The sequence below is a fragment of the Shewanella amazonensis SB2B genome (genome assembly GCF_000015245.1).
GTDB classification, from domain to species: domain Bacteria; phylum Pseudomonadota; class Gammaproteobacteria; order Enterobacterales; family Shewanellaceae; genus Shewanella; species Shewanella amazonensis.
The window spans coordinates 2,662,387-2,688,901 of the sequence record NC_008700.1 but is presented as its reverse complement, the minus strand read 5'-3'; the positions used below and the strand labels follow the sequence as shown (position 1 = coordinate 2,688,901).

General features: G+C 52.9%; 20 protein-coding genes and 12 tRNA genes. 22 read left to right on the top strand and 10 right to left on the bottom strand.

The genetic code is table 11. The annotated features are described in order from the left end of the window. Positions 1-23: 23 nt before the first annotated feature. Together galE and galU are read right to left on the bottom strand one after the other, a co-directional pair. Positions 24-1,034 carry a UDP-glucose 4-epimerase GalE gene (gene galE, locus SAMA_RS11665; protein WP_011760337.1) on the bottom strand — a complete coding sequence of 337 codons (1,011 nt, stop codon included), beginning with the start codon at positions 1,032-1,034 and terminating at the stop codon, positions 24-26. Positions 1,035-1,036: 2 nt separating this feature from the next. After that, positions 1,037-1,945 (bottom strand): UTP--glucose-1-phosphate uridylyltransferase GalU, encoded by a 909-nt coding sequence (galU, locus tag SAMA_RS11660; protein WP_011760336.1) that lies wholly within the window; start codon positions 1,943-1,945, stop codon positions 1,037-1,039. A 358-nt stretch (positions 1,946-2,303) separates the two neighbouring features. Between galU and phhA the strand changes: the two genes are divergently transcribed. The 7 genes from phhA (at position 2,304) to SAMA_RS11625 (ending at position 10,175) form a co-directional block, all read left to right on the top strand. Beyond that, the gene (phhA, locus tag SAMA_RS11655; protein ID WP_011760335.1) at positions 2,304-3,095 is read left to right on the top strand and encodes a phenylalanine 4-monooxygenase; all 792 of its coding nucleotides are present in this window, start codon (positions 2,304-2,306) and stop codon (positions 3,093-3,095) included. A 27-nt stretch (positions 3,096-3,122) separates the two neighbouring features. Then, entirely contained in the window at positions 3,123-3,461 is a 339-nt protein-coding gene (locus SAMA_RS11650; protein WP_011760334.1) for a 4a-hydroxytetrahydrobiopterin dehydratase, read from the top strand. A gap of 204 nt (positions 3,462-3,665) precedes the next feature. After that, on the top strand, positions 3,666-5,204 hold the full coding sequence (tyrR, locus tag SAMA_RS11645) for a transcriptional regulator TyrR (protein ID WP_011760333.1): 1,539 nt from the start codon (positions 3,666-3,668) through the stop codon (positions 5,202-5,204). Positions 5,205-5,442: 238 nt separating this feature from the next. After that, complete coding sequence (locus SAMA_RS11640) at positions 5,443-6,429, top strand: fumarylacetoacetate hydrolase family protein (protein ID WP_011760332.1); 987 nt, start codon at positions 5,443-5,445, stop codon at positions 6,427-6,429. 91 nt (positions 6,430-6,520) lie between these two features. Then, a complete protein-coding gene (gene maiA / locus SAMA_RS11635) occupies positions 6,521-7,162 on the top strand; it encodes a maleylacetoacetate isomerase (protein ID WP_011760331.1) in 642 nt (213 codons plus the stop codon). Positions 7,163-7,585: 423 nt separating this feature from the next. After that, on the top strand, positions 7,586-9,703 hold the full coding sequence (locus SAMA_RS11630) for a S8 family serine peptidase (RefSeq protein WP_011760330.1): 2,118 nt from the start codon (positions 7,586-7,588) through the stop codon (positions 9,701-9,703). Positions 9,704-9,713: 10 nt separating this feature from the next. Further along, positions 9,714-10,175 carry a hypothetical protein gene (locus tag SAMA_RS11625; protein WP_011760329.1) on the top strand — a complete coding sequence of 154 codons (462 nt, stop codon included), beginning with the start codon at positions 9,714-9,716 and terminating at the stop codon, positions 10,173-10,175. 41 nt (positions 10,176-10,216) lie between these two features. Here SAMA_RS11625 and SAMA_RS11620 read toward each other — a convergent pair whose 3' ends face one another. Continuing rightward, complete coding sequence (locus SAMA_RS11620) at positions 10,217-11,098, bottom strand: LysR family transcriptional regulator (protein WP_011760328.1); 882 nt, start codon at positions 11,096-11,098, stop codon at positions 10,217-10,219. 122 nt (positions 11,099-11,220) lie between these two features. Here SAMA_RS11620 and SAMA_RS11615 point away from each other — a divergent pair, with 122 nt between their 5' ends. Then, the gene (locus SAMA_RS11615) at positions 11,221-12,450 is read left to right on the top strand and encodes an MFS transporter (RefSeq protein ID WP_011760327.1); all 1,230 of its coding nucleotides are present in this window, start codon (positions 11,221-11,223) and stop codon (positions 12,448-12,450) included. Here SAMA_RS11615 and SAMA_RS11610 read toward each other — a convergent pair. The 6 genes from SAMA_RS11610 to SAMA_RS11585 all read right to left on the bottom strand — a co-directional run bounded on the left by SAMA_RS11610 (position 12,425) and on the right by SAMA_RS11585 (position 19,344). Continuing rightward, a complete protein-coding gene (locus SAMA_RS11610) occupies positions 12,425-13,810 on the bottom strand; it encodes a sigma-54-dependent transcriptional regulator (protein WP_011760326.1) in 1,386 nt (461 codons plus the stop codon). The genes SAMA_RS11615 and SAMA_RS11610 overlap by 26 nt on opposite strands. After that, positions 13,800-15,602 (bottom strand): sensor histidine kinase, encoded by a 1,803-nt coding sequence (locus SAMA_RS11605; protein WP_011760325.1) that lies wholly within the window; start codon positions 15,600-15,602, stop codon positions 13,800-13,802. The genes SAMA_RS11610 and SAMA_RS11605 overlap by 11 nt, the downstream gene beginning before the upstream one ends. 91 nt (positions 15,603-15,693) lie before the next feature. After that, positions 15,694-17,094, bottom strand: a complete 1,401-nt coding sequence (locus SAMA_RS11600; RefSeq protein WP_011760324.1) for a TRAP transporter large permease — start codon at positions 17,092-17,094, stop codon at positions 15,694-15,696. After that, entirely contained in the window at positions 17,091-17,732 is a 642-nt protein-coding gene (locus tag SAMA_RS11595; protein ID WP_011760323.1) for a TRAP transporter small permease, read from the bottom strand. Before SAMA_RS11595 ends, SAMA_RS11600 begins: the two co-directional genes overlap by 4 nt. 96 nt (positions 17,733-17,828) lie before the next feature. Further along, on the bottom strand, positions 17,829-18,848 hold the full coding sequence (locus tag SAMA_RS11590) for a TRAP transporter substrate-binding protein (protein WP_011760322.1): 1,020 nt from the start codon (positions 18,846-18,848) through the stop codon (positions 17,829-17,831). Between the two features lie 268 nt (positions 18,849-19,116). Next, a complete protein-coding gene (locus SAMA_RS11585) occupies positions 19,117-19,344 on the bottom strand; it encodes a hypothetical protein (protein ID WP_011760321.1) in 228 nt (75 codons plus the stop codon). Positions 19,345-19,585: 241 nt separating this feature from the next. On the opposite strand from SAMA_RS11585, the gene gltX reads away from it, so the two are divergent. From gltX to SAMA_RS11520, 13 genes are all read left to right on the top strand, one after another. After that, a complete protein-coding gene (gene gltX, locus SAMA_RS11580) occupies positions 19,586-20,995 on the top strand; it encodes a glutamate--tRNA ligase (RefSeq protein WP_011760320.1) in 1,410 nt (469 codons plus the stop codon). 104 nt (positions 20,996-21,099) lie between these two features. Then, positions 21,100-21,175: transfer RNA gene (locus SAMA_RS11575), tRNA-Ala, on the top strand. A gap of 16 nt (positions 21,176-21,191) precedes the next feature. Beyond that, positions 21,192-21,267 (top strand) — tRNA-Glu (locus tag SAMA_RS11570). Between the two features lie 36 nt (positions 21,268-21,303). Further along, positions 21,304-21,379, top strand: a tRNA-Glu gene (locus SAMA_RS11565). 163 nt (positions 21,380-21,542) lie between these two features. Beyond that, positions 21,543-21,618, top strand: a tRNA-Glu gene (locus SAMA_RS11560). Between the two features lie 36 nt (positions 21,619-21,654). After that, positions 21,655-21,730, top strand: a tRNA-Glu gene (locus tag SAMA_RS11555). A gap of 37 nt (positions 21,731-21,767) precedes the next feature. Then, positions 21,768-21,843, top strand: a tRNA-Ala gene (locus SAMA_RS11550). 34 nt (positions 21,844-21,877) lie between these two features. Further along, positions 21,878-21,953: transfer RNA gene (locus SAMA_RS11545), tRNA-Glu, on the top strand. A 114-nt stretch (positions 21,954-22,067) separates the two neighbouring features. Then, positions 22,068-22,143 (top strand) — tRNA-Ala (locus tag SAMA_RS11540). 34 nt (positions 22,144-22,177) lie between these two features. Beyond that, positions 22,178-22,253 (top strand) — tRNA-Glu (locus SAMA_RS11535). Positions 22,254-22,290: 37 nt separating this feature from the next. Continuing rightward, positions 22,291-22,366: transfer RNA gene (locus SAMA_RS11530), tRNA-Ala, on the top strand. Positions 22,367-22,400: 34 nt separating this feature from the next. Beyond that, a tRNA-Glu gene (locus SAMA_RS11525) sits at positions 22,401-22,476 on the top strand. A 37-nt stretch (positions 22,477-22,513) separates the two neighbouring features. Beyond that, positions 22,514-22,589 (top strand) — tRNA-Ala (locus SAMA_RS11520). Between the two features lie 376 nt (positions 22,590-22,965). On the opposite strand, the gene SAMA_RS11515 is transcribed toward SAMA_RS11520, so the two are convergent. Continuing rightward, positions 22,966-24,804: an ABC transporter ATP-binding protein gene (locus tag SAMA_RS11515; RefSeq protein WP_011760319.1), complete on the bottom strand. Its 1,839-nt coding sequence runs from the start codon at positions 24,802-24,804 to the stop codon at positions 22,966-22,968. Between the two features lie 202 nt (positions 24,805-25,006). On the opposite strand from SAMA_RS11515, the gene SAMA_RS11510 reads away from it, so the two are divergent. Continuing rightward, on the top strand, positions 25,007-26,458 hold the full coding sequence (locus tag SAMA_RS11510) for a DNA-3-methyladenine glycosylase 2 family protein (RefSeq protein ID WP_011760318.1): 1,452 nt from the start codon (positions 25,007-25,009) through the stop codon (positions 26,456-26,458). The last annotated feature ends 57 nt before the right edge of the window (positions 26,459-26,515 follow it).

Genomic DNA, 26,515 nt, shown 5'->3' with positions numbered 1-26,515 from the left:
AAAGGCCCCGAAGGGCCTGAATCTTATCGGTAACCGTTGGGATTGCCGGACTGCCAGCGCCAGCTGCTGGCGGCCATCTCATCCACAGAGAGCTTTGCTTTCCAGCCCAGTTCTTTGGTGGCTTTGCCGGGATCAGCATAACAGGCGGCGATGTCGCCGGGGCGTCGTGGGGCTATTTCATAGGGCACGGCTTTGCCTGAGGCTTTTTCAAAGGCCTTGACCATATCCAGTACGCTGTAGCCCTGACCTGTGCCCAGGTTGTAGGTAACCAGACCGGGTTGGGTTCTCAGCTTTTCAAGGGCTTTCAAATGTCCGTCTGCCAGGTCTACCACGTGGATATAATCCCGCACCCCCGTGCCATCGTGGGTAGGGTAGTCATTGCCAAAAATCGACAATTTTTCCCGTTTGCCCACGGCAACCTGGCTGATAAAGGGCATCAGGTTGTTGGGGATGTCATTGGGATCTTCGCCAATCAGCCCGCTTTCATGGGCACCCACGGGATTGAAATAACGCAGGCGGGCGATATTCCAGCTGGGATCTGAATGGTGCAAATCAGCCAAAATGTGTTCCACCATCAGCTTGGACTGGCCATAGGGATTGGTTGCCCCTGTGGGAAAGTCTTCGGTGATGGGCAGACTGGCGGGATCGCCATACACGGTGGCTGAAGAAGAAAACACCAGCTGCTTCACGTTAAATTCGGCCATCACCTGGCAAAGCACCAGGGTACCGGTGACATTGTTTTCGTAATAGCGCAGCGGCTGAGCAACCGATTCCCCCACTGCCTTGAGGCCGGCGAAGTGGATCACCGCCTCAATGTCGTTATCCATAAAGATTTTCATCAGCAGGGGCTTATCGAGAATATCCCCTTGCACAAAGGGCACCGCCTGCCCCGTGATCTGTTCGACCCGGTTCAGTGCTTCGACACATGCGTTGGAGAGATTGTCAAGAACCAGCACCTCCATACCAGCCTGCTGCAGGGCCACCACTGTGTGGGTTCCAATGTAGCCGGCACCGCCGGTCACCAAAATCGTCATCCTTAGTTGAGTCCTTTAACCAGTTGCTTCAAATACTTGGCAAATTCCTTACCAAGCTCGGGGTGACGCAGCGCGTATTCCACATTGGCCTGCATATAACCCTGCTTGTTGCCACAGTCATGGCTTTTACCCACCATGCCGTAGGCATTGACCTGAGCGGATTCCATCAACATGGCGATGGCATCGGTCAGCTGAATTTCATCGCCGGCTCCGGCAGGGGTGCGTGCCAGTAAAGGCCAGATATCTGCAGGCAGTACGTAGCGACCGACCACAGCGAGGTTGGACGGGGCTTCGTCTACCGCTGGCTTTTCTACCAAGGCCTCCAGTGGCACGGAGTCGCCATTCACCATCTGGTGGCCTTTAACGTCGGCAATGCCATATTGATTCACCATCTCATGGGGTACGGCTTCCACCATGATTTGGCCGGTGCTGGTTTCATCGAAGAGTCTCACCATGGCAGCGAGGTTTTCACTGGTCAGGTCACTCTTGGCGCCGTCGATTATCACGTCGGGCAGGAGCACTGCAAAGGGCTCGTCCCCCACCACCGGGCGGGCGCACAGGATGGCATGACCCAGGCCCTTGGCCTGTGCCTGGCGTACGCTTATCACGGTAACATCTTTGGGACAGATGGCCTGAACTTCATCCAATAACTGGCGCTTAACCCGGCGTTCCAGTTGGGCTTCGAGCTCAAAACTGGTGTCGAAATGGTTTTCGATGGAGTTTTTACTGGCGTGGGTTACCAGGACAATTTCCTTAATCCCGGCCGCCACGGCTTCGCTGACCACATACTGGATGAGTGGCTTATCCACGACCGGCAGCATCTCCTTGGGGATGGCTTTGGTGGCAGGGAGCATCCGGGTACCCAGACCGGCAACAGGGATCACGGCCTTACGGATTTTGGTTTGTCTCATGGTGTTCCTTAGCAACTGTGCAAAAAGGGATTTGTCGATTCTGGCCGTGGCTTTCACGACATCTGTATCTGTGCCTATTGTAATGGAGCCTTGGTGAAAAACCATTGACCCTAAGGTGAATTCGCTAAATTTTTCACCTGTTTGAGCAAACTGGAACCAGTCCTGTTCATTCGGGATATCACCCTGTCAAAAATACACATCAACCCCATGGTTTGGTTACTGCCCTGTATTGCGATTGTAATAAAAGCTTTACGAAATTTGCTAGCAGAGGACGCAGGAATAAAACGTGAGGCAGTTAACAAAAATCCGCCCTTGGAACACTATTGGGGGGTTGAAGTTAACCTGAAGTGAACCCGAGATGAGTACACAGTATGTTGCCCGCAAACCTGATGCGCACGGCGTAATTGCCTATCCGGATCAGGAAAACGAAATTTGGGCAGAGCTTTATGCACGTCAGGCAGTGAATCTGCCCGGACGTGCCTGTCAGGAATATCTGGATGGCCTGGAGCGTCTGGCGCTGCCCAAGGATCGTGTGCCACAACTGGCTGAAGTTGATGAGGTGCTGCTGGATACCACTGGCTGGAAAACGGCGGCGGTGCCGGCGCTGATTTCTTTTGAGCGCTTTTTCGAACTGCTGGCGAGCCGTCAGTTTCCCGTGGCCACCTTTATCCGCAGCCGGGAAGAGTTTGATTATCTGCAAGAGCCGGATATTTTTCATGAAATCTTTGGTCATTGCCCACTGCTGACCAATCCCGCCTTTGCCAATTTTTCCCACATCTATGGCAAGCTGGGCCTGGCGGCCACCAAAGAGGAACGGGTGTATTTGGCCAGACTCTATTGGTTTACCGTGGAATTTGGCCTCCTGAAGCCAAGGGATGGTGAGCTGCGTATCTACGGTGGCGGCATCCTGAGTTCACCCGGCGAAACGCTGTATGCCATGGGTGATAAACCCTTGAGAAAACCGTTTGATTTGCTGGATGTGCTGCGGACACCCTATCGTATTGATATTATGCAGCCCGTCTATTTTGAAATTGAACATATTGATTTCCTTGATGAGATTGCCCGTATGGACATCATGCAATCCGTCACCCGAGCCAGACAACTAGGGCTGCATGCCCCCTTGTTTGAGCCCAAGGCCAAGGCCGTTTAAATAAATAGAAGAATTACAGGAGCAGTAATGAGCGAATTAGCATCCATGAAGTGCGAAGCCTGCCAGGCTGATGCCCCCAAGGTCACTGACGCCGAACTGGCTGAGCTTATCCGGATGATCCCCGACTGGAGCGTACAAGTGCGCGACGGCATCATGCAGTTGGAGCGTGTGTACAAATTTAAAAACTTCAAGCTGGCCATGGCCTTCTCCAACAAGCTGGCAGAGCTTGCCGAAGAAGAATTTCATCACCCCGGTATTTTCACCGAGTGGGGTAAGGTCACGGTGACCTGGTGGTCTCACTCCATCAAGGGGCTGCACCGCAACGACTTCATCATGGCAGCCAAGACAGACCAGTTGCTGGACTGATTTGGATTTAAATTAAATCAGCGCCTTACGTTAAGTTGGGCGCTGATTTTTTTCTGGGTTAATCTGAGTTCTGTAAACAAGACTTGCCACTTTTCCCAATACCTTCTACCGTATAGCGCCAGGTACTCCAGCGGGATCCCGGCCAATCGCGGACACGAGGTCCCCATTCCCAAGAACAAGATTACAAAAGGGATACATTCACATATGCGTTTGGAAGTGAGTTGTCAGGACAGGGTTGGGCTCGCCAAGGATATTCTTATCGTACTGGAAAAGTACGGTATCAATTTGCTTGCCATCGATGCCAGTAACCGGGGGTTCCTGTATTTCCAGTTTGCCGAAGTCAGCTTCGATACCTTGAGTGCCCTGATGCCGCAGATTAGAAAGGTCGAGAGTGTGCACGACGTGCGTACCGTGGCCTTTATGCCGTCAGAGCAGGAACACTATGCGCTGAAAACCCTGCTAAGAACCCTGCCAGACTCGGTATTTTCCATCGATGTGAAGGGCCGGGTGCGCATCGTCAACGAATCGGCCTTGATGACCCTTGGTATGAAAGAGCACGAGGTGGTGGAAGAATCTTTGAACCACTGGGTCCAGGGTTTCAGCTTTGGGCGCTGGCTCAGTGAAAGCCAGGTACTTGCCCAGGCAACCCGTGTCCACATAGGTCAGAACGAATATCTGGCGGAGATGCTGCCCATTTACCTGCCCGATGAAAATGACAAGAGCATTCTCGCCGGTGCCGTGGTGTCGCTTAAATCCCCCGCCCGGGTTGGCAAGCAGTTCAATGCCCTGCAAAACCAAACCACAGGCTTTGAAAATGTACTGGCCGTAAGCGATAAGATGAAAGAAGTGCTCAAACAGGCCAAACGCATGGCACAACTGGACGCGCCCTTACTCATCACAGGTGAAACCGGCACCGGCAAAGAATTGATGGCCAGAGCCTGCCATGATGCCAGTATGCGCCGTGAGCGCCCCTTTATTGCCATCAACTGTGCCGCCTTGCCCGACAGTGCGGCAGAGGAAGAACTGTTTGGTTTTGTGCGTGATGGTCACATCGTCAAGCGCGGTCTGTTCGAAGAGGCCAAGGGGGGCAGCGTATTCCTCGACGAAATCGCCGAAATGTCCAAAGCGGCTCAGGTGAAACTGCTGCGACTGCTGACGGAAGGTTCTTTCAGGCGCATTGGTGGGGATGAAGAGGTGAGGGCCGATGTGCGCATCATCTGCTCCAGCCAGAAAAATCTTGCTGAACTGTGCCAGATGGGTGAGTTTCGCGAAGACCTTTACTATCGTATCCACGTACTTTCCTTCCACATGCCTTCCCTACGGGAGCGTAAGGTGGACATTATTCCGCTTACCGAAATGTTCCTTGAGCATTACAGTCAGCAACTCTCCAGCCCCATGCGGCGGATTTCCCCCAATTGTCGTGATCATTTGCTTACCTACGCCTGGCCGGGCAATGTGCGTCAGTTGAAAAACGCGGTGTTCCGCGCCGTGTCTATGTGGGATGGTTCGGCAGAGCTCACGGTTGAGCAGCTTAAATTGCCGTCTTACGCTGAAGGCTTTGGCTACTTTGATAACCAGTTCGAAGGCACTCTGGACGAAGCCATGCGTCAGTTTGAGTCCAGCTTGCTGCGACGCCTTTATCCAGCTTACCCCAGCACCCGCCAGCTGGCGAAGAAGTTAGGTGTAAGCCACACGGCCATCGCCAACAAGTTGCGGGAATATAAGATAAGTAAGAAGCGCTGATACGGTGTAAAAAGAATTTGCCAGCCAGCCGGGCAATTTATCACCAGTGTTGAGTGGAGAGGGGCATGCCATCAGGGGGCACTTCTCGCTGTATTTAAAAGTTTACAAAAGATACTTAACCCCCGCGAATTGTGATTTGAGTCACGCTATTTCAAAGGTTCGCGCCTTGGGGTATTTGTTACGCCATTAAAAACCGTATCGCGCCGGCAATGGCGCGGTGCGAGGACAGGAGCAGAGAATGAAATTAGCCACATATAACAATGGTCGCCGCGATGGTCAGCTGATGCTGGTAAGCCGTGACCTGACCAAGGCCGTTGCCGTACCCGCCATTGCTCACACCATGCAGCAGCTGCTGGATGCCTGGGCACTGCTCAGCCCTCAGCTTACCGAGCTGTACGATGCTCTCAACGCCGGTCAGCTTGAAAACACCGTCGATTTTGACGAAACCAAGTGTCTGTCGCCATTTCCACGCGCATTCCAGTGGGCCGATGGCAGTGCCTATGTAAACCACGTTGAGCTGGTGCGTAAGGCCCGTGGCGCAGAAATGCCTGACACCTTCTGGACCGATCCGCTGTTTTATCAGGGCGGCTCCGACAGCTTTATTCCACCACGCAGCAATATTGAAATGGGCAGCGAAGATTGGGGTATCGACTTCGAGTCTGAAATCGCCGTGGTAACCGACGATGTGCCCATGGGGATCTCTGCCGAAAACGCCGCATCACACATCAAGCTGTTGATGCTGGTGAATGACGTGTCACTGCGTAACCTGATCCCGGCCGAACTGGCCAAGGGCTTTGGTTTCTTCCAGTCCAAGCCTTCAAGCAGCTTCTCACCCGTGGCCGTAACTCCGGATGAACTGGGCGATAAATGGCAGGACAGCAAGGTGCATCTGCCACTTATCACTCACCTGAACGGTGAACTCTTTGGTAAGCCCAATGCCGGTGTGGACATGACGTTCAACTTCAGTCAGCTGGTAGCCCATGTAACCAAGACCCGCCCGCTGGGCGCCGGTGCCATCATAGGTTCAGGTACCATTTCCAACTACGACCGCAGCGCCGGCTCAAGCTGTCTGGCTGAAAAGCGTATGCTGGAAGTGATTGCCGATGGCAAAGCTTCCACTCCCTTTATGCGCTTTGGCGATCGGGTGCGTATCGAAATGCTCGACGATGCTGGCAACAGCATTTTCGGTGCCATCGATCAGCAGGTGGTTGAATACAAGGCGTGATGTCTTGAGTGATGAAAAACGGGGCCTCGGCCCCGTTTTGTGTATTGTGGCCCGTAGAATGTCGGCGACCGGCAAGGCAGAGGAGAACAGCATGAAACTTTATGGATACTGGCGCTCAAGCGCGGCGTACAGGGTGCGCATCGCACTCAACCTCAAGGGACTGGATGCAGAGCAATTATCGGTGCATCTGGTGAAAAATGGCGGTGAACAACACAGTGACGATTATGTAGCCCTTAACCCCCAACATCTGGTGCCATCCCTGGTGCTGGATGATGGCACTGTGTTGACCCAGTCACTGGCCATCATGGAGTACTTTGAAGATGCGGGCCTGGGGTTGCCGTTGCTGCCAGAGTCTGCCACCGACAGAGCGACGGTCAGAGCCATGTGCCTTGCCATTGCCTGTGAAATCCACCCGCTGAATAATCTTCGAGTGCTGCAGTACCTCAGTGGTGATATGGGACTCAGTGATGAGGTGAAAAATACCTGGTATCACCATTGGATCCATGAAGGCTTTACGGCATTTGAAAAGCTTCTTGCCCGCCACAGTGGTGAGTATTGCTTTGGCGATAGCCCGACGCTTGCCGATGCCTGTCTTATTCCTCAGGTCTACAATGCCCGTCGGTTTAATGTACCGCTGGATAATTATCCAAATATCCTTCGAATCGAGGCCCACTGTAATGCCACTCAGGCGTTTATAGACGCACTGCCGGAAAATCAACCCGACGCACAATAATGTGTTAACGTAAAGCCGTACGTTCGTACGGCTTTAAAACACTTGCGATAATCATCCTCGTGTAATTTATTATCCTTATCTGATTAAATTCACTCCCTATTTGTAACTAGCTGTTTAATTAGAACGTTATGCTGTGAATCATACAGTATCCTGTTCTTTTTTAAGCTGTTGTAATTATTTGGCTTGTCAGTTTTAATTTTATTTAAGCTCTTTTTGAATATATCGAATAACGCACTGTTAAATAAATATGAAAATATTTATTGTTATTTTAATTTTTTATTTTGTGTTGCATGTGATACATATATTTCGCCCAGGTTTGTTGCCGGGTTATAACAATAAAATGATACGCTGTACTAATAATTCTAATACTGCAATTAATTAAAATGTGCGGTACGGCGTTTTATTTAAAAAAGGAAGTGAAGTATGCATAAGTCGATAATATCGCTGAGCGTTGCTGCCGTTTTATTGGCAGGTTGCGGTAGCGATAACAAAGCAAAACCAGAGCCTGTGAATACAGCGCCAGTGAGCCAGGATGTCACCTATGACGCTCGTCAGTCGATTCGTCTGGAAGGTGTGTTGGATGGTAAAGATGCTGAAGGTGGAATTACCTTTTCTCTTGTCGACCCGACTGAAGTCAAACTTGGTACCCTGAAGATTGAAGATGCCAAAAAAGGTAGCTTCAGTTATCTGACTGATGCAATGGAAGGGACTGAAATTGTACGTTTTAAGGTCAGTGATGGCAAAAGCGAATCTATCTCAACACTGACAGTGCAAATTAATGGTGGCGATCCATTGTTTGAACATCAATGGCATTTGAAAAATACCGGGCAAAATGCATTTGCCAAAAACCGCGGGGTCGCCGGTGAAGACATGAATGTCAGTGAGGCTATTGCCTCTGGTGTGACAGGTAAGGGTGTTGTTGTTGCTGTCGTTGACGATGGATTAGAAATAAGTCATCCGGATCTTAAGAATAATGTAATCGCTGGTGGCTCATACAATCTCATCACCGGCACCATTGATCCTACTCCGTTTGCCGATAGCGCCTCTCACGGCACTTCTGTTGGCGGTATTATTGCCGCTGAAGGCTGGAATGGTCTTGGTGGACGTGGTGTTGCTCCTGAAGCTAGTCTGATTGGTTTTAACTTTTTGGACCATGATCCCACAGGAAAAGTGAAGAGCGTGCAGACGTTTGAAAACTTTGCCAAATCTCATGGTGCCAGTGCTTACAGCGATACCGCCCGAGTATTCAACCAAAGCTATGGTTACTCGGTACCCTTCCCCCACGGTTTTGATGAAGATGAAAACGAAGTTTATGCAGCCATAGGTACCGACAGTTTTGACGGAAAAGGCAGCATTTTTGTGAAGTCTGCTGGCAACGGGTACGACTATTATCGTTCAATGGGGACCTTTTGGTTACCTGGTGACTACTTCAGCGCGCCAAAAGAAGGCAAGGCGCCAAATCAGGGGTTGCCTTTCCATAACTCCAATATGTCATCGGACAATGCCAACGTTTATAACCTGGTAGTCTCTGCTATCAATGCCGAAGGCAAGCGGTCCAGTTACTCTTCTGTGGGTTCAAACGTATTTCTCACCGCACCTGGTGGTGAATATGGTGTCGATGATCCCGCGATTGTGACCACCGATCGGGTCAGCTGTGATAAGGGCAGTTCTGTCGCAAATGAGAGACCATCCACGCCATTTGATGGCGGCCTGCACCCATTGAACCTTGAGTGCGATTATCGCTCCACCATGAATGGCACTTCCTCGGCCGCACCCAACACCAGCGGTGCTGTTGCGATGATTATGAGCGCCAATCCCAACCTCTCCTGGCGCGATGTACGCCATATTTTGGCTGCGACCTCGACCAAGGTTGATGCCGATATCCCTGCCAAAACGGTAGCCATTGGTTCAGAAGCGGATGCGCCCGAGTATGAAGCCATTCCCGCGTGGCTGGAGAATGCTGCCGGATATCATTTCCACAACGAATATGGCTTTGGTCGTGTCGATGTGAGTGCTGCGGTGGCGATGGCCCAAGATTACAAGGCAGATTTGGGTGACTATATGCTCACTGACTGGATTGCCAGTGAAGCGGATCTCGATAAAGTCATTCCCGACGCTAGCTTGAGCGGTGTATCTGATTCCTTGGATGTGGCAGAAGACTTGATTGTTGAAGCTGTTCAGATTGAGTTGACTGCCGATCATCTTCGCCTGCCAGACCTGGCGGTAGAGCTGATTTCACCCGCCGGTACCCGCAGTGTGTTGATGACCCCCTACAACGGCATGGTATATCAGGGAGTGATGGATCCGACAGACCCAAGCGATCTGGTCACCGGTTATGATGCAACCCCCATGCTGTCGAATGCCTTCTATGGCGAGTCCGCCAAGGGAGAATGGACTATCAAGCTGATAGACGTGAACAGTGGCGAGTACCGGTTCCTAAAATATGACAGAGGCTATATCAGTATTCCAAACGAAAGTAATGGCATGCTGAAGGGGTGGTCGATTCGTTTTCATGGTCATAAGGCCAAGGTAGCTTCTTAAGGAGTAACAGATGAAGTATTCAGCAATAATGGTGGCCCTAGGTGTGACTCTGCTGGCGGTACCAGCAATGGCCCATGATAAAAATCCTTTTGAAAATAGTAGTGATCAGTATCAACAAAATGCTACCAGAGCCGATTTTTTGGGACTGAACGACAATTTTTATGTGAAGACTGACAAGGGTGTTCAGAAGGCGAAACGATTGATCCAGGGTGAGCAACTCGTCACTGAAGAAGGTGAGCCATTCGCTACCTTGACTGGAAAGTTTGTGGTTAAAGTCAAGCCAGGTGTTATTCCTGCTACTTTTGCTGCTGACGCAGGTCTTCGACTCGATTGGCAAAATGACACCCAACTGTTGATTCTGGCGGCGAGTGAGGGGAGCGATCTTTTAGCCCTTCTGGACAAGCTGAAGCAGAACTCACAAGTTGAACGTGTGAAACTGGATAGAGCGGTACTGAAACAGCAGCCAATGTAAGTGATTGCTGTTAAAAAAAAGCCCGGCAGCGCCGGGCTTTTTTATTTGTTGGCCAGCAAAAACTCGACAAAGGCTTTGTCGGCCTGACCCAGTGGACGTTTCTTTTTCCAGGCGATATGCAGGTCCAGAAATACCCTCGGGTTAAAAGGCCGTTTCTCTATCTCATCTTTGGCAGATATCACCATGTCCAGCACACTGGTAATGGCAAAGCCCTGAGAAACCACCTGTTTGATAAGATTAATCAGGTTGGTTTCAAAGGCGATAGTGGGGGATATCCCAAGCTCCCTTGCCTGGGAGAGCAGCCATTCCCGATGAAAGTAACCGGGTTTGAATATGACCAACTCATGGTCGAAAAACTCTTCCAGGGTGACGCTGGTTTTATCGCAAAGCGGGTGTTCATGGCCCATGGCCACGACCATTTCTTCGGTCAGCAGCAGGCAAGAGTTCAGCGCCGGGGTCAGATCTTTGGCCGTGATGATGGCAATATCCACCTCTTCCTGCTCCAGCATCCGCAGCGCATCCCGGGTGCCACCCTCAAACAGACTCAGTTTGAGGCCACCGTACCGGTGACGAAAGGCCATCAACCGTGACGGCAGATAAAAGGAGCCCAACATGCCGGGAACCGCCACCCTGACTTCACCCTGACGCAGGTCGGCCATGGCCTGAATCTGTGCCTTGGCCTGACCGAGTTGGTTCACTATGCGTCTGGCATGTTCCAGCAGTACCTGGCCCTCGGCGGTGAGCTTGATGCCCTTGTCATTCATGCCCTGGCTGCGGCCAATGAGGGTGACGCCCAGCTCCTGCTCGAGTTTTTTGATGCTCTGGCTCAGGGCTGGCTGGGCAAGTGACAGTCGCTTTGCTGCACGGGTAAAGCTGCCAGTTTCGCATATTGCGATGAGGTGGTTGAGCTGCTTAATATCCATCCGTTACCGCTACTTAGCTAAATATAAAAAATATCAATAAATAATAGATGAAATATCTATTATGTTAATGTTAGCCGCGCCGCTACCCTGAAGCAATCAGAGTCTTGGTATTGAGGTGCGCCGTGAACGGCAGAATATCCAGAGCCGACGCGCGGCGCTTAATTTACGGGTTATCCCTGGCTTCAGTGGTGGTTTATATCAACCTGTATCTGGTGCAGGGCATGCTGCCCATGCTGGCCGAACACTTTGCCATCAGCCCTGGGGCATCCACGCTTATCCTCTCCGTCAGCAGCTTCTCACTGGCATTTTCGTTGCTCGGCTATGCACTGATTTCTGATGCCATTGGCCGTTTCAGGCCGCTGATTATCAGCCTGTGGCTGCTGGCACTCACCAATCCGCTGATGCTGGTGGTCGACAGCTGGTCGCAGATGCTCTCCTTAAGATTGCTGCAGGGAATATTACTTGCCGCCGTGCCAGCCATTGCCATGGCGTATCTGCGGGATAAATTGCCTCTACCGGCCCTGATAAAGGCCGGGGCCTTTTATATCGCGGCCAATAGCTTCGGTGGCATTATTGGCCGTTTGCTGGGGGGCTTTATGGCTCAGCATCTGAGCTGGGTTGCATCAGTGGTGCTGCTGTCTGGCATCACGCTGGTGGCTGTGGTCATAAGCCATCGATTTTTGGCGCCTCTCAGTGATGCTTCCAGAAAGCCAATCAATGACGCGCTCAAGGTGGGCAGCGGTGCGGGGCGGCCCTGGAAAGGTTTTATTTTGCACCTAGGTAATCCGCAGCTTCGGGTGTTTTACCTGATTGGCGGACTTGCCTTTATGGTGATGGTGAATCAATTCAGCTTTATTCAGTTGCATTTGCTGGAGCCGCCTTTCGGCTGGAGCCGCTTTGAAGTGACCTTGATTTTCCTCTGTTACCTCAGCGGCACCTTAAGCGCGTACCGCTCCGGCAGTGCCATCAAACATTTAGGGGTGCCTGGTTTGCTGGGGCTGTCGCTGGTGCTGATGGTGGCCGGCAGTGTACTGACGCTGCTTAATACCCAACTCGCCATTATTCTTGGCTTTTTGCTCAGTGCCTGCGGCTTTTTCCTTATCCATGCCTGCTGTAACAGTCAGGTTGCGCTCAGGGCCACGGGCCACAGAGCCAAAGCCTCGGCCCTGTACCTGTGCTGCTACTACCTTGGGGCATCGCTTGGCGGGCCTTTCCTGATGCCTTTCTGGCATCAGGCTGGCTGGGCCGGCGTTGTTTATGGCTCTTTGATAGTGCTTGGCGTTACTGCGGTTTTTGCTTGGTTTGCCCTGCGTCGCGGCAAGGGTGCTATGCCTCTTCCTGCGTATCGTTAAGGTAGTGCTTGCGGTCCAGATCGTACTTGCGCATCTTGTCGTACAGGGTTTTGCGGGGCAGCTCCAACTGCTCCATGGTTTGCTTGATAGAGCCGCGATTGTGACTCAGGGCTTCTTCAATCAACATGCGCTCGAAAAACTCTACCCGCTGACTCAAGGACATGCCGGATTGCAGCTGGGCATGGCCGCCGAGGCTGGCGGCAAATGCCGACTCGGCGCCAAGGAGCACATAGCGCTCGGCAAGGTTTCTCAGCTCCCGCACATTCCCCGGCCAGTCGTGGGCCGTCATGCGGGCATGATGCTCGGCACTGGGGAAGATAAGTTCCTTGTGATAACGGGCCGAGGCAATGCGGGCAAAGTGCAGAAACAGCAGGGGAATATCTTCCCGTCTCTCTTTTAGTGGAGGAATAGGGATGGTGACCAGATTCAGTCGATAGAGTAAGTCCTGGCGGAATTCCCCTTTATCGCACAGCTGTTTCAGGTCCACCTTGGTGGCGGCCACCACCCGGATATCCAGTGGAATACTCTTGTTGGAGCCCAGTCGCTCAACCTTCCTGTCTTCCAGTACCCTGAGCAGTTTTACCTGCAGCGACAGGGGCGTGGACTCGATTTCATCCAAAAACAGGGTGCCGCCATTGGCAAATTCGAACTTGCCGACCCGGGCCTTGTCGATGCCGGTGAAGGCGCCGGCTTCGGCACCGAAGAGCTCGCTTTCAATCAGGTTTTCGGGGATGGCGCCGCAATTGATTGCCACAAAATTGGCCTGGTGCCTCGGGCTGTGGTCGTGCAGGCAGCGGGCGACCAACTCTTTACCTGTGCCTGTTTCCCCTTCAATCAGCACATCGGCCGGGGTATTGACGACCATATCAATGAGGTTTCTCAGCCGAACTATGCCCGGGCTGTTGCCCAAAATCCTTGGGCCGGGGATGGCGTGTGACTCGAGCTGCTTTTTCAGCTTGCGGTTTTCCAGCGTCAGGCTGCGTTTTTCCAGCGCCCGTTTGACCACATCCAGCATATGCTCGTTATTGAATGGCTTTTCGAGAAAGTCGTAGGCACCTTGCTTGAGCGCGCTAACGGCCATGGCGATGTCGCCGAAACCGGTCAGCAGCACCACAGGCAGGTCGGCATCTATCCGGATGCATTGCGCCAGCAGCGAAATGCCATCCATGCCAGGCATGTTGACGTCGGTAATCACTACACCCGGCCAATCGCGGTCAATCAGGCTAATCGCCAGGTGAGGATCTGTGGTGGCCTCGGCATTCAAGCCATTCAGCTCAAAAAGTTGCATCAGCACAGTGCCGATATGGGGCTCATCATCCACGATAAGCACCTGGATGTTTGTCAGGGTTTCAAGACTCATATTGTCCCTTGTCGGCTAAATAAGCGGGCAGAGTGATATCGAAGATGGCACCGCCCTCAGGCGCGTTGGCGACCCGGATATCCCCTTGCATGGATTCGATAATACGGCGCGAAATAGACAGCCCGAGCCCCAGCCCCTGCCGCTCGCTGGTGGTGTAATAGGGCTCAAAGATTTTTTCCATCAGGCTGTCACGCACCCCGGGGCCTGAGTCCTGGATGCGTATGGTGACGGGATCGCCCCCGAGTAAACTGATGGACAGACGCTTCACCGGGCTTTGCGACATGGCATTCAGGGCGTTGGTGATGAGGTTAACCAGCACCTGCTGCAGGCGGGTGCCGTCGCACCAGACTTTGAGGGATTCATCCTCACAGTGGATCGTCAGTTGGGCTTTTTGTTTGTCCAGTTCGGGCTGCACTATGGTCAGGGCCTGCTGTAAGCAGTTGGCGAGCATAACCACGCCGTCTTTGCCCTGGCTTTTGCGGGTAAAGCTTTTAAATTGGCCGACAATGTCGGCGAGTCGGTCGGTAAGCTCAAGAATAATCGCCAGATTTTCTCGGGCACGGCCGGGCATATCCCGTTCCAAAAAGGTTTGGGTGTTTTGGGTATAGCTTCGAATGGCCGCCAGCGGCTGATTGAGCTCATGGTTGATACTGGCCGACATGGTGCCGACTACCGTTAGCTTGGCGGCCTGAATAAGCTCATCCTGGGTATCTTTGAGCTGGGTGTTTGCCGCTTCAAGCTCGGCGGTGCGCTCTTTCACCCGTTGTTCCAGCTCATCGCGGGATTGCTGCATTCTGGCCAGGCTGTGGCGACGCTCCCGCTGCAGCAGGGTAAAAAGCAGCAGCAGACCATAGCAGGTGGCAGACAGCAGCAGCACCTGCGACAAGGAGCTATACACGGGTGCCAGTGGCGTCAATACGTGCACACGCCAACCTGCCTTGATCATGGCAGTTGAGGTGTCGAGATAGTCTGCTGCTTTGAGCCCGCTGCCAATCCGATAGGCATTGACGCCTTCGGTGACCCCCTTGTAAGCCGGATGAATATCCAGCTCTGTGATTTGTCGCTTTGCGTACCTTTTACTGGCATTGAGGGCGTAGCGTTTGCTGTCGGTGAAGGGGCCCAGTGACGTAAGTCGCCATTCGGCCCTGTTGGAGGCAAAGACTATGTTATCGGGATCCGTGATAATAAAGTCATACTGACCCGCCTGTGCGACCCCTGAGGCCTGGGTTTCAATGTCCAGCACGTCCAGTTTCACCACGATGGCGCCAAGTACTGTGCCGCTGTCTTCCACCGGAAAAGAAAAGTAATAGCCCCGCTTATCAGAAGCGGTTCCCACCGCATAGTAATTGCCCTGACGCCCGGCGATGGCCTCGGTGAAGTAAGGCCTGAACGAATAATCCTGACCAACAAATGAATAGGATTGCTGCCAGTTGCTGGCGGCAACGGCAACCCCAAGGGCATCGATAAGGTAAATGTCGGAGGCCTCGGTAATATGCCTTAGCTCCTCGAGGTATTTATTGAGTCTGTGGACCTTGTCCATGTCGCGTTGGTTGAGCAGGGTATCGGCCAGCATGGGGTTGGTCGACAACACGTGGGGAATGGTTTCAAAGCGCGACAGCATGCCATCGAGCAGGCTGACCAGCTCACCCAGCTGAGCGCGGGAGGTGTCGGCCAGATCTGACACGCCACTTCGTACATGCCAGCTCCAGGTCAGATATAACACGCCCACCAGGCCTACGAGGGCGAGCAGGGTGTAACGAAGGCGTCGATGAATTTGCGCTGTCATCTGCATGTACGGCGGTTCTCAAAAAGGCAAAAGCCATAGTAAATCTATGGCTTAGGCTCGCTTAAAATACACTTTGGATCAACAGTGCAGCCAGGGATTATTTAAACCCTCGCAGGCTGTCGAGGTACTCCGGCAGGAACAGGCTGATCTGCGGCACATAGGTAATGAGTACCAGGAAGCCCAGCAGCAACAGCAGCCAAGGCAGGCACGCATGGATGACCCAGCCAATGCTGCGGCCTGTGATGCCAGCTGTCACAAACAAATTCAGCCCCACCGGTGGCGTTAACATACCGATCTCCATGTTCACCACCATGATGATCCCCAGGTGAATCGGGTCGATACCGAGCTGCACGGCGATGGGGAACAAAATGGGGGCCATGATAAGCAGAATGGCTGAAGGTTCCATAAAGTTTCCGGCCGCCAGCAACAGCAGGTTCACAATAATCAGGAAGCCCCAGGGCGGCAGACCCCAGCCGACGATGGTTTCAGCGATGATGTGCGGAATCCGCTCAGTGGTCAGCACGTGGGCAAACAGCATGGCATTGGCGATGATAAATAGCAGCATGATGCTGACTTTGGCGCCATCCCTTACCACGTTGCGGATTTCTTTGTCGGTGGGGGTCTTGATGAGCCCCAGCCCCACGTGAAGCAGGTTGCGAACTATCGCAGCGAGTATGGCTTCACCTTCTTTGCGCCATGGCACCTCTTTGAGTGGGCCTATGTCGCGATAGCCAAACACCGCGACCAGATAGGCGTACACGCAGGCCACTGCCGCCGCCTCGGTTGGGCTCGCCACACCGCCGTAAATGGAGCCCAGCACGATGAAAATCAGTGCCAATCCGCCCATGGCCTTGGCGCTGGAAAGCGACAGGGCTTTTACGCCGGGGAAGGGGCGGGAGGGAAGATTTTTAATGCGGGCGACAATGTAAATGGCCACCATCAACAGCACACCCATCAGGAGTCCGGGGATGAGTCCTGCCATAAACATACGTGCGGCCGACACCTCGGTCGCAGCCGCATACACCAGCATCACGATTGAGGGAGGAATAAGGATCCCCAGTGTACCCGAGGTGGTAATCACCCCGGCGGCAAACTTTTGCGGGTAGCCTGCGCGTACCATGCCCACAATCACGATAGATCCAATGGCCGCGACAGTGGCAGGAGACGAACCCGATACCGCGGCAAACAGCATACAAGCCATCACCGACGCCATGGCGAGGCCTCCGCGAATGTGGCCGACACTGTCCATGGCAAAATCGATAATTCGCCGTGCCACGCCACCGGTGGAGAGAAACGCAGACGACAGAATAAAGAAGGGGATCGCCAGCAGGGTGTAGTGCTCTGAGGTGGCTTCGTAGAGTTTAAGGGCAACTGATGCCAGAGAGTCGTTGGAAAACAGCAATATGGTCAGCATGCTCGAAAATCCCAGCGCGATGGCGATGGGCATACCGAGCAGCATGCACAGGAACAGGGTTAAAAACAGCGTGGCTATGGTCATGACTTGGCTCCGTCATTGTTATTGTCGTTGGCGCCGGACTGTTCATCAGCCAGGTGCATACTTTCTTTGGCCTCATCATGGAAGCTGAAACCGTTGGAAGTGCCACGAAAAATGGCCACTGCCAGTTCAAGAAAGCGCCAGGTCAACATCACAAACCCAAGCAGCAGAATACTTTGGCTTATCCAAAGGGGAATTGCGGGGTCTTCGGGGTCGATGCGCATCACATCCCAGGCAAAGTCTTCGCTCATTTGTTTCATTAACACTGAGGGTACGTCCAAATCTTCCATGCCAATGCCGATGTGATAAATCTGCGACAGGTAATCCCAGGTGCCCTTGAGGAACATGGCGCAATAAATCAGGCAGATACTCACGGCAAGCAACGCCGAAATGCGCCTGGCACCAGGCTTGAGTTTTTTGACGAAGGCATCCACACCGATATGGGCGCCGACCTTGATGCCATAAGACATGCCAAAGAGAACAAACCAGCCACAAAAGGTGAGGGTCAGCTCCTGGATCCACAAAAAGCCGGTATTAAAGAAGAATCGGGCAATGACCTCCATGAATACCAGCAGTGTCATGAGGGTGATAAGAAGGTTAAGTACGCCTTCTTCAAAGTAACCAAAAATACGAGAAATCACTGATGCTCTCCCCGGAATATCTGCACCGTCCCTGTGGCAGCGTCATCCCTGGTTATTGAGTAACAAAAGCGGGGCACCTTGGTGCCCCAAACGGGTTTACGGCTTGTTGGCAGACTCGGCGGCTTCAATCAGGTCTTTACCAATCTTGTCTTCAAACTGTGACCAGACAGGACGCATGGCATTAACCCAGGCCTGGCGCTGCTCGGGGGTCAGGGTCACCAGCTCAACACGCTTGGAGTCGAGGATGAGCTGACGATCTTCGTTGGCTTTTTCCAGAGCCAGTTTGTTCCCAAGGGCAACGGCTTCGTCCATGGACTGCTTGATGATTTCGCGTTTGTCCTTGGGCAGACTCTTCCAGAAGGTTTCAGAGGTGACCAACATATAGTCGAGTACGCCGTGATTGCTCTCGGTAATGTGAGTCTGTACTTCATAAAACTTCTTGGAATAGATATTGGACCAGGTGTTTTCCTGGCCATCGATGGCGCGGGTCTGCAGCAGGGTAAAGACTTCGGAGAACGGCTTTTTCACCGGGATGGCACCCACGGCCTCAAACTGCGCTGCAATCACATCGGAAGGCATGATGCGGAATTTCTTACCGGCGGCGTCGCCTGGCAGTGACAGGGCATTGTTGGCCGAAAACTGCTTCATCCCATTGTGCAGATAGCCCAAACCAACCAGGCCTTTGCGGCTCATAGAGTTCAGCAGTTGCTGGCCAGCTTCACTCTGTTGGAAGCGGTCCACCGCATCCATGTCTTCAAACAGGAAGGGCAGATCGAATACCTGCAGTTTTTTGGTATAGCGCTCGAACTTGGACAGGGATGGCGCTACCAGCTGTACATCGTTCAGCAGCAGTGCCGCCAGTTCGTTGTTGTCACCAAAGAGCTGTGAGTTGGGAAATACACTCACCTTATATTCACCGGGAAGACGGCTTTCCACCAACTCTTTAAACTTGAGCGCCATTTGGCCTTTGGGGGTGTTTTCCGCTACCACGTGGGAGAACTTGATTTCTACCGGTTCGGCGACTGCACCGAAGCTGAATCCCAGCACGGTTGCCAGCAGGCTGGCTTTGCCTAGGGTAAAGAGAGATTGCAGGGTCGCTGGTTTTGATACTTTCATTTTGAATTCCCTTGAGTTGTTATTGCGTATCTTTCCTCGGGATACAGCTGTGATTTCCCTTGAGGTCTGTTAAAGACAAGGCAAAGAGTAGGCCAATATGGTTAACATTGCTTTAACTCATTGGTAATGAAGTGGTTAAATCAGTGATCTGTCGCACATGGTGGAATGGTGTGGGTGAGTAGCCGCTCACACTAAAATCCTGGATGGGTGGAAATCCACCCAAATTGCGCATCGGAAGGAGACAGCTGCACCGTTTAAAAAGGTGGGCTTATTTCGGCGGCGAGAGGTGTTTTTGTACGGCATCACTCGGCAGCAGTTCGAGGTGCCCGCGCTCATCAAAATACCAGCCGTTAATAAATCCCTTTTGCCTCATGGCCATCAGGTTATGCAAGACCTCTCTGGCTTCTTTAAGTGCTGTATCCTGATCGCAGCCGTGCAGGCGCTTGAGATAAGCGGCGATGCTGTCCAGCGAAGCGGATTGACTGACGTTGGCCATGGGATATTCCTGTCATTATCTTCACTGAGCATAGAATAAAAGTACCGACAGCCCTAAACAGGGCTCAGTCTATTGTCGAATAAGCGGGGCGGATTTCATGCCGTGAAGTTTTGAATCCCCGTATCTTTACCCTCATAACCCGGACATGAGCCCATTTTCCAACGGCCCAATACACTGGTAGAATACTGCCACTTTGACCCTTAAGGCCCGATGGCCCTTTGCTAATAGGTTAGTGTCCCCTATGACTGTAAAAACCCGTTTTGCTCCCAGCCCCACTGGATTCCTGCACGTTGGTGGTGCCCGTACAGCGCTGTATTCATGGCTTCACGCCCGCGCCAATCAGGGGGAGTTTGTGTTGCGTATCGAAGATACCGACCTTGAGCGCTCAACCCAAGAAGCAGTAGACGCTATTTTGGAAGGAATGGAATGGCTGAACCTGAACTGGGATGAGGGTCCTTACTATCAGACCAAGCGATTTGACCGGTACAACGAAATTATCGATCAAATGCTCAAGGCCGGTACGGCATACAAATGTTATTGCTCCAAAGAGCGTCTGGAAGCCGTGCGTGAAGAGCAGGCCGCCAAGGGTGAGCGTCAGAAGTATGATGGTTGCTGCCGCGGCGCCGCCCCTCGCGCTGAAGGTGAACCTCATGTAGTGCGCTTCCTGAATCCTCAGGGAGGCAGTGTGGTGTTTGATGACCACGTGCGTGGCCGTATCGAAATTGCCAACGAAGAGCTGGACGACCTTATCATTCGCCGTACCGATGGCAGCCCAACCTACAACTTCTGCGTGGTAGTGGACGATTGGGACATGGGCATAACCCACGTGGTGCGCGGTGAAGACCATATCAACAACACCCCACGTCAGATCAATATTCTCAAAGCACTCGGTGCACCTATTCCTGAATACGCCCACGTTTCCATGATCCTGGGTGATGATGGTGCCAAGCTGTCCAAGCGCCACGGCGCTGTGAGTGTGATGCAGTACCGTGACGACGGTTATCTGCCAGAAGCCTTGTTGAACTATCTGGTGCGTCTGGGCTGGTCCCATGGCGATCAGGAAATCTTCTCCATGGATGAATTGGTGGAATTTTTCCGTCTCGATGACATCAACAAGGCCGCCTCTGCCTTTAACAGCGAAAAACTGCTGTGGCTGAACCAGCACTATATTAAAGCTTTGGATCCTGAGTATGTGGCCAAGCACCTTGAGTGGCACATGAAGGATCAGGGTATCGATACCAGCAATGGTCCGGCCCTTGCCGACGTGGTGACTGCGTTGTCTGAGCGCGCCAAAACATTGAAAGAACTGGCTGCATCAAGCCGCTACTTCTATGAAGACTTTGAAGAATTCGATGCCGACCAGGCCAAAAAGCATCTGCGTGGTGTGGCACTCGAGCCTTTGAAACTGGTTCAGCAGAAACTGGCTGCCCTGACTGAGTGGACTCGCGAAGCAATTCATCAAGCCATTGAAGAGACAGCAACTGAACTGGAAGTCGGTATGGGTAAAGTGGGCATGCCACTGCGCGTTGCCGTGACCGGGGCAGGGCAGTCACCTGGATTGGATATCACCTTGGAACTCATAGGAAAAGCCCGCTCTGAGCAAAGAATCTCCAAAGCGGTTGATTTTGTAGCAGATAGGATAAATTCCTAAAAAAGGCGTTGACACATTTTGGTGTGCTGCATAGAATGCGCCACGCAGTCGAGACACGGTGTCAGCAGCGCTGGCAGCACACTCAAATGCAGTAAGAGAAGCAAGGGGCTATAGCTCAGCTGGGAGAGCGCTTGCATGGCATGCAAGAGGTCCGCGGTTCGATCCCGCGTAGCTCCACCAAACTTCTCTGTCCAGGGTCCCCTTCGTCTAGAGGCCTAGGACACCGCCCTTTCACGGCGGTAACAGGGGTTCGAATCCCCTAGGGGATGCCACACTCTTTTAAGCGAGTCTAAACACTTAAGTCCAGGGTCCCCTTCGTCTAGAGGCCTAGGACACCGCCCTTTCACGGCGGTAACAGGGGTTCGAATCCCCTAGGGGATGCCACACTCTTTTAAGCGAGTCTAAACACTTAAGTCCAGGGTCCCCTTCGTCTAGAGGCCTAGGACACCGCCCACTCTTTTTATATAGAGAGTCGGCGGTAACAGTGGTTTGAATCCCGCAAGGGATGCCACACTCTTTTAAGCGAGTCTAAACACTTAAGTCCAGGGTCCCCTTCGTCTAGAGGCCTAGGACACCGCCCTTTCACGGCGGTAACAGGGGTTCGAATCCCCTAGGGGATGCCACACTCTTTTAAGCGAGTCTAAACACTTAAGTCCGGGGTCCCCTTCGTCTAGAGGCCTAGGACACCGCCCTTTCACGGCGGTAACAGGGGTTCGAATCCCCTAGGGGATGCCACATTTTCTGAAGTTTTTGCCATTTCAGCGAAGATTTCGGGGCTATAGCTCAGCTGGGAGAGCGCTTGCATGGCATGCAAGAGGTCCGCGGTTCGATCCCGCGTAGCTCCACCAAATACGTGTTCACGGCGTTAATCGTGAGTCCGGGGTCCCCTTCGTCTAGAGGCCTAGGACACCGCCCTTTCACGGCGGTAACAGGGGTTCGAATCCCCTAGGGGATGCCACATTTTCTGTTCTAAAGCTTTCGGGCGGTGGGACACCGCGCTATCAAAGATGGCACGGCGGTATCCAGTGGATGCCACATTTTCTGAAGTTTTTGCCATTTCAGCGAAGATTTCGGGGCTATAGCTCAGCTGGGAGAGCGCTTGCATGGCATGCAAGAGGTCCGCGGTTCGATCCCGCGTAGCTCCACCAAATACGTGTTCACGGCGTTAATCGTGAGTCCGGGGTCCCCTTCGTCTAGAGGCCTAGGACACCGCCCTTTCACGGCGGTAACAGGGGTTCGAATCCCCTAGGGGATGCCACATTTTCTGAAGTTTTTGCCAATTCAGCGAAGATTTCGGGGCTATAGCTCAGCTGGGAGAGCGCTTGCATGGCATGCAAGAGGTCCGCGGTTCGATCCCGCGTAGCTCCACCAAATACGTGTTCACGGCGTTAATCGTGAGTCCGGGGTCCCCTTCGTCTAGAGGCCTAGGACACCGCCCTTTCACGGCGGTAACAGGGGTTCGAATCCCCTAGGGGATGCCACATTTTCTGAAGTTTTTGCCATTTCAGCGAAGATTTCGGGGCTATAGCTCAGCTGGGAGAGCGCTTGCATGGCATGCAAGAGGTCCGCGGTTCGATCCCGCGTAGCTCCACCAAATTTAAAACCACCCCTAGGGTGGTTTTTTGTTTTCTGACGTACATATCTCGTCAGCATTCTTCATACCCCACTAATTACTCTTTCCAGGCGCTTTCAATTACAGCGTTTGAGCAGTGAATATACTGAAAATTTGATACTGAACCTTTGATACCGGGAATTGGTATCGTCCTGCCTCCAGCGGTTCGCGCCACCAAGGTGATAGCTAATCCAGGCACCAGCCTGTTCACTGTCCTGTCTTACATTTCCATGTCGCGACTCTCTACATCTGTAATATGAGCCAGGCTTGAGTGTGATTAGAAGGAATAGGATTGGATACAGACAGACAATAAAAAAGGGCACAGTTGCTTTGTGCCCTTTGATGGACTGGATAAAGGCTACTCAGTCCCGAGGAAACCACCGGTCTGATGGGCCCACAGCTGAGCGTATATACCGCCGTGAGCCACGAGTTCCTTATGGCTGCCTTGCTCTACGACTTTGCCTTCATCGAGCACGATAAGTCTGTCCATGGCGGCAATGGTTGATAAACGGTGGGCAATGGCAATCACAGTTTTCCCTTCCATTAGCTGATATAGGCTTTCCTGAATGGCCGCCTCTACTTCTGAGTCCAGTGCCGAGGTGGCTTCATCTAAAATCAGAATAGGTGCGTCTTTCAGCAGTACCCGGGCGATGGCAATGCGCTGACGCTGTCCGCCGGAGAGCTTTACTCCCCGTTCGCCCACCATGGCATCCAAACCGTGGTTACCGGATGGGTCACTGAGCTGCTCGATAAATTCTCTTGCCTGAGCCCTGTCGATAGCCTTATTGAGCTCATCTTCTGTCGCATCCGGGCGACCGTAGAGAATATTTTCCCGAATAGTGCGGTGCAGCAACGAGGTATCCTGGGTCACCATTCCGATATGAGCCCGCAGCGAGTCCTGAGTCACTTCATTGATGGGCTGACCATCGATGAGTATCTCGCCGCGCTCCACATCATAAAAGCGCATCAACAGATTCACCATGGTGGATTTACCTGCGCCAGAGCGGCCCACGAGTCCCACTTTTTCACCGGGGCGAATATTGAGCTCAAGTCCGTCAATCACACCGCTGCCTTCGCCATAATGAAAGCTCACGTCTTTGTAGTGAATAGCTCCATTGTTGACCTGCAGAGCCTTTGCAGTCGGCGCGTCTTCAATTTGGGTCGGTTTGGAGAGGGTATTCATCCCATCCACCACAGTGCCTATGTTTTCAAACAGTGAACTCACTTCCCACATGATCCACTGGCTCATACCATTGAGGCGCAGCGCCAAACTCACGGCGATGGCGATGGCACCTATGGTGATGGCTTGCTCTGTCCATAACAGAATGGCGATTGCCGCAACGGCGAACACCAACATGTAGTTGATGACCTGTACACTGACATTAAGCCCGGTCACCAAACGCATTTGCCGGTATACAGTGTCCAGGAAGCTGCCCATGGCGTCACGGGCGTAGTCCGCTTCTCTCTGGGTATGGGAAAAGAGTTTCACGGTGGAAATATTGGTATAGCTGTCGACAATGCGGCCTGTCATGGTTGAGCGGGCATCTGCCTGCTCGGTTGATACCCTTTTCAGTCTGGGAATGAAATACCACTGGAGTGCCACATAGAAACACAGCCATACCAGCATCGGCATCATCAATCGCCAGTCGCTTTGGGCTATGATCACCAGCATCGAGGTGAAGTACACCAGAATATACACGGCGACATCGAGCAGCTTCATCACGGTTTCACGCACCGCGAGCGCTGACTGCATCACCTTGGTGGCAATCCGGCCTGCAAATTCATTCTGATAAAAACCAATGCTTTGCTTGAGCAGGTAGCGGTGTGCCAGCCAGCGGATAGACATGGGATAGTTGCCAAGGAGGCTTTGATAAGCAATCAGGGCGTGCAGTAGCACCAACAGCGGAATTGCCACCAGTACCAGTAACGTCATGCCAAGCAGCGTTTTGCCTTCGTCCTGCAGCAGGGTAGCTGGGTCTTTATTCACCAGCCAATCCACCAACTGCCCCATAAAACCAAAAAGCGATACTTCAAGCGCCGCAAGCAGCGCTGTCAGCAGCGACATGCTGATCAGTGGTATTTCAAATCCACGCGTATAGTGTCTACAAAAAGCGAATAAGCCAGAGGGTGGCTTGGTCGCGTCTGTGTCCGGTAATGCTGGAGTCCAGCGCTCAAAAAGTTGAAAGAGTCTAATCATAATTCTTGGATTCCATTAACAATCGCCACAGCATATCCCAATTAAGAAAAGGGTGATGGTTAATTTCTGTTTCAGATTATGCTGATTTTCAAATAACAATCCGAAGGGGGATACCGGATTTGGGTTGAGGGCCGATTTCCGCTGGTTGATACCCCTGGGCTCAGGTAAAGTGATTTTACATTTACCCTATCCAGGTTTTGCCGTGTTCCAACAACTGCCCTCAGCGGAAATTTGCCAACGGGCGCGCATGAGCCGCGACGCCCGCTTCGACGGCCTGTTTTTTACCGGCGTGTTTTCCACTGGCATCTATTGCCGGCCTATCTGTCCGGCCGCCGCTCCCAAGGAGGAGAATGTCCGCTATTTCGCCTCTGCTCAGGCGGCTGCAGCAGCGGGTTTACGCCCTTGTCTGAGGTGTCGTCCCGAGTCGGCGCCCGGCTCATCGCCCTGGCGTGGTACTGCGACGACTCTGTTCAGGGCCATGGCGCTCATAGATGCCGGGGCATTAAATGCAACTGACGATGAAACGTACCAACCGGCTCAAACCCAGGCTCAGGCGATGGAAAGCCTCGCCGAGAGGGTAGGAGTTGGCAGCCGGTATCTTCGCAAGCTATTTGGTGAGCAGTTGGGTATGTCGCCCAAAGCCTACGGTGACTATCGCCGCCTGCTGCTGGCCAAAGCGCTCTTACATCAAACGTCACTGCCCATTACCGATGTGGCTTTTGCGGCTGGATTTGGATCGGTGCGGCGATTCAACGAAGTGTTCCGTGAGCGACTCTCGTTAACGCCAAGCGCCATCCGTGCCGACAGCAAGGTGAAGGACAGTGGCATCTGTCTGCAGTTAAGTTTCAGGCCCCCTTACGATTTTATGCGGCTCAGAGCCTTTTTTATGGCGCGGGCCATTCCCGGAGCCGAGTGGTTTTTTAACGATGCAGGTGAGCCCTGTTACGGCCGTACCCTCATGGTTGCGGGCGATGCGGGCTGGTTTGAGGCTTGTTTGCTGGCGGGTAAAAATGCCCTGGCGGTTAGTATCTTTCCGGGCGGGCGAGTCAGTGCGCTCAGCCAATGGCTTGCTGAAATCAAGCGGGTACTGGATATCGACGCCAACCTTTCCCTCATTCATGAACATATCCAGGGCCACATGCCCGAGGGTGTGGTGCTCAATACCATGACACTGCCGGGGGCAGGCAGTTTTTTTGAGGCCGCGTGCCGTGCGGTTTTGGGGCAACAGGTAAGCCTTGTGCAGGCAACAAGGCTCTTGGGTCTGCTGACAGCAGAAACCACGCCTGAAGTCGAGCTGGGAGGCAGGCGTTGCCGGGTATTTCCCACCGCTGAACAAGTAGCGTCGGCTACGCTCGAAAGCCTGAAAATGCCGGGAAGCCGGAAAAATGCACTGCGGGACATGGCGGCGCTCTTTAGCCGTGATCCCGTGCCCGATGATGCCACTTTGCTCGCTGTAAAAGGAATAGGCCCCTGGACCGTGAGTTATGCCCGCATGCGGGGATTGTCGGACCCGGATGTGTTGCTGGTCGGTGATTTGGTTGTAAAGCAAAAACTTACCGCCATGGGTTGGGCTAAGGTGCCTGATAGGCTAAAAAGTGACGTTTCTCCCTGGGGCAGTTATCTCACCCTGGCGCTGTGGCACACAGAAATCTAAAAAATCGACCTGAGGCCGTAAGCGTTCATCTGACGATATATCAAGCCGATTTTACGC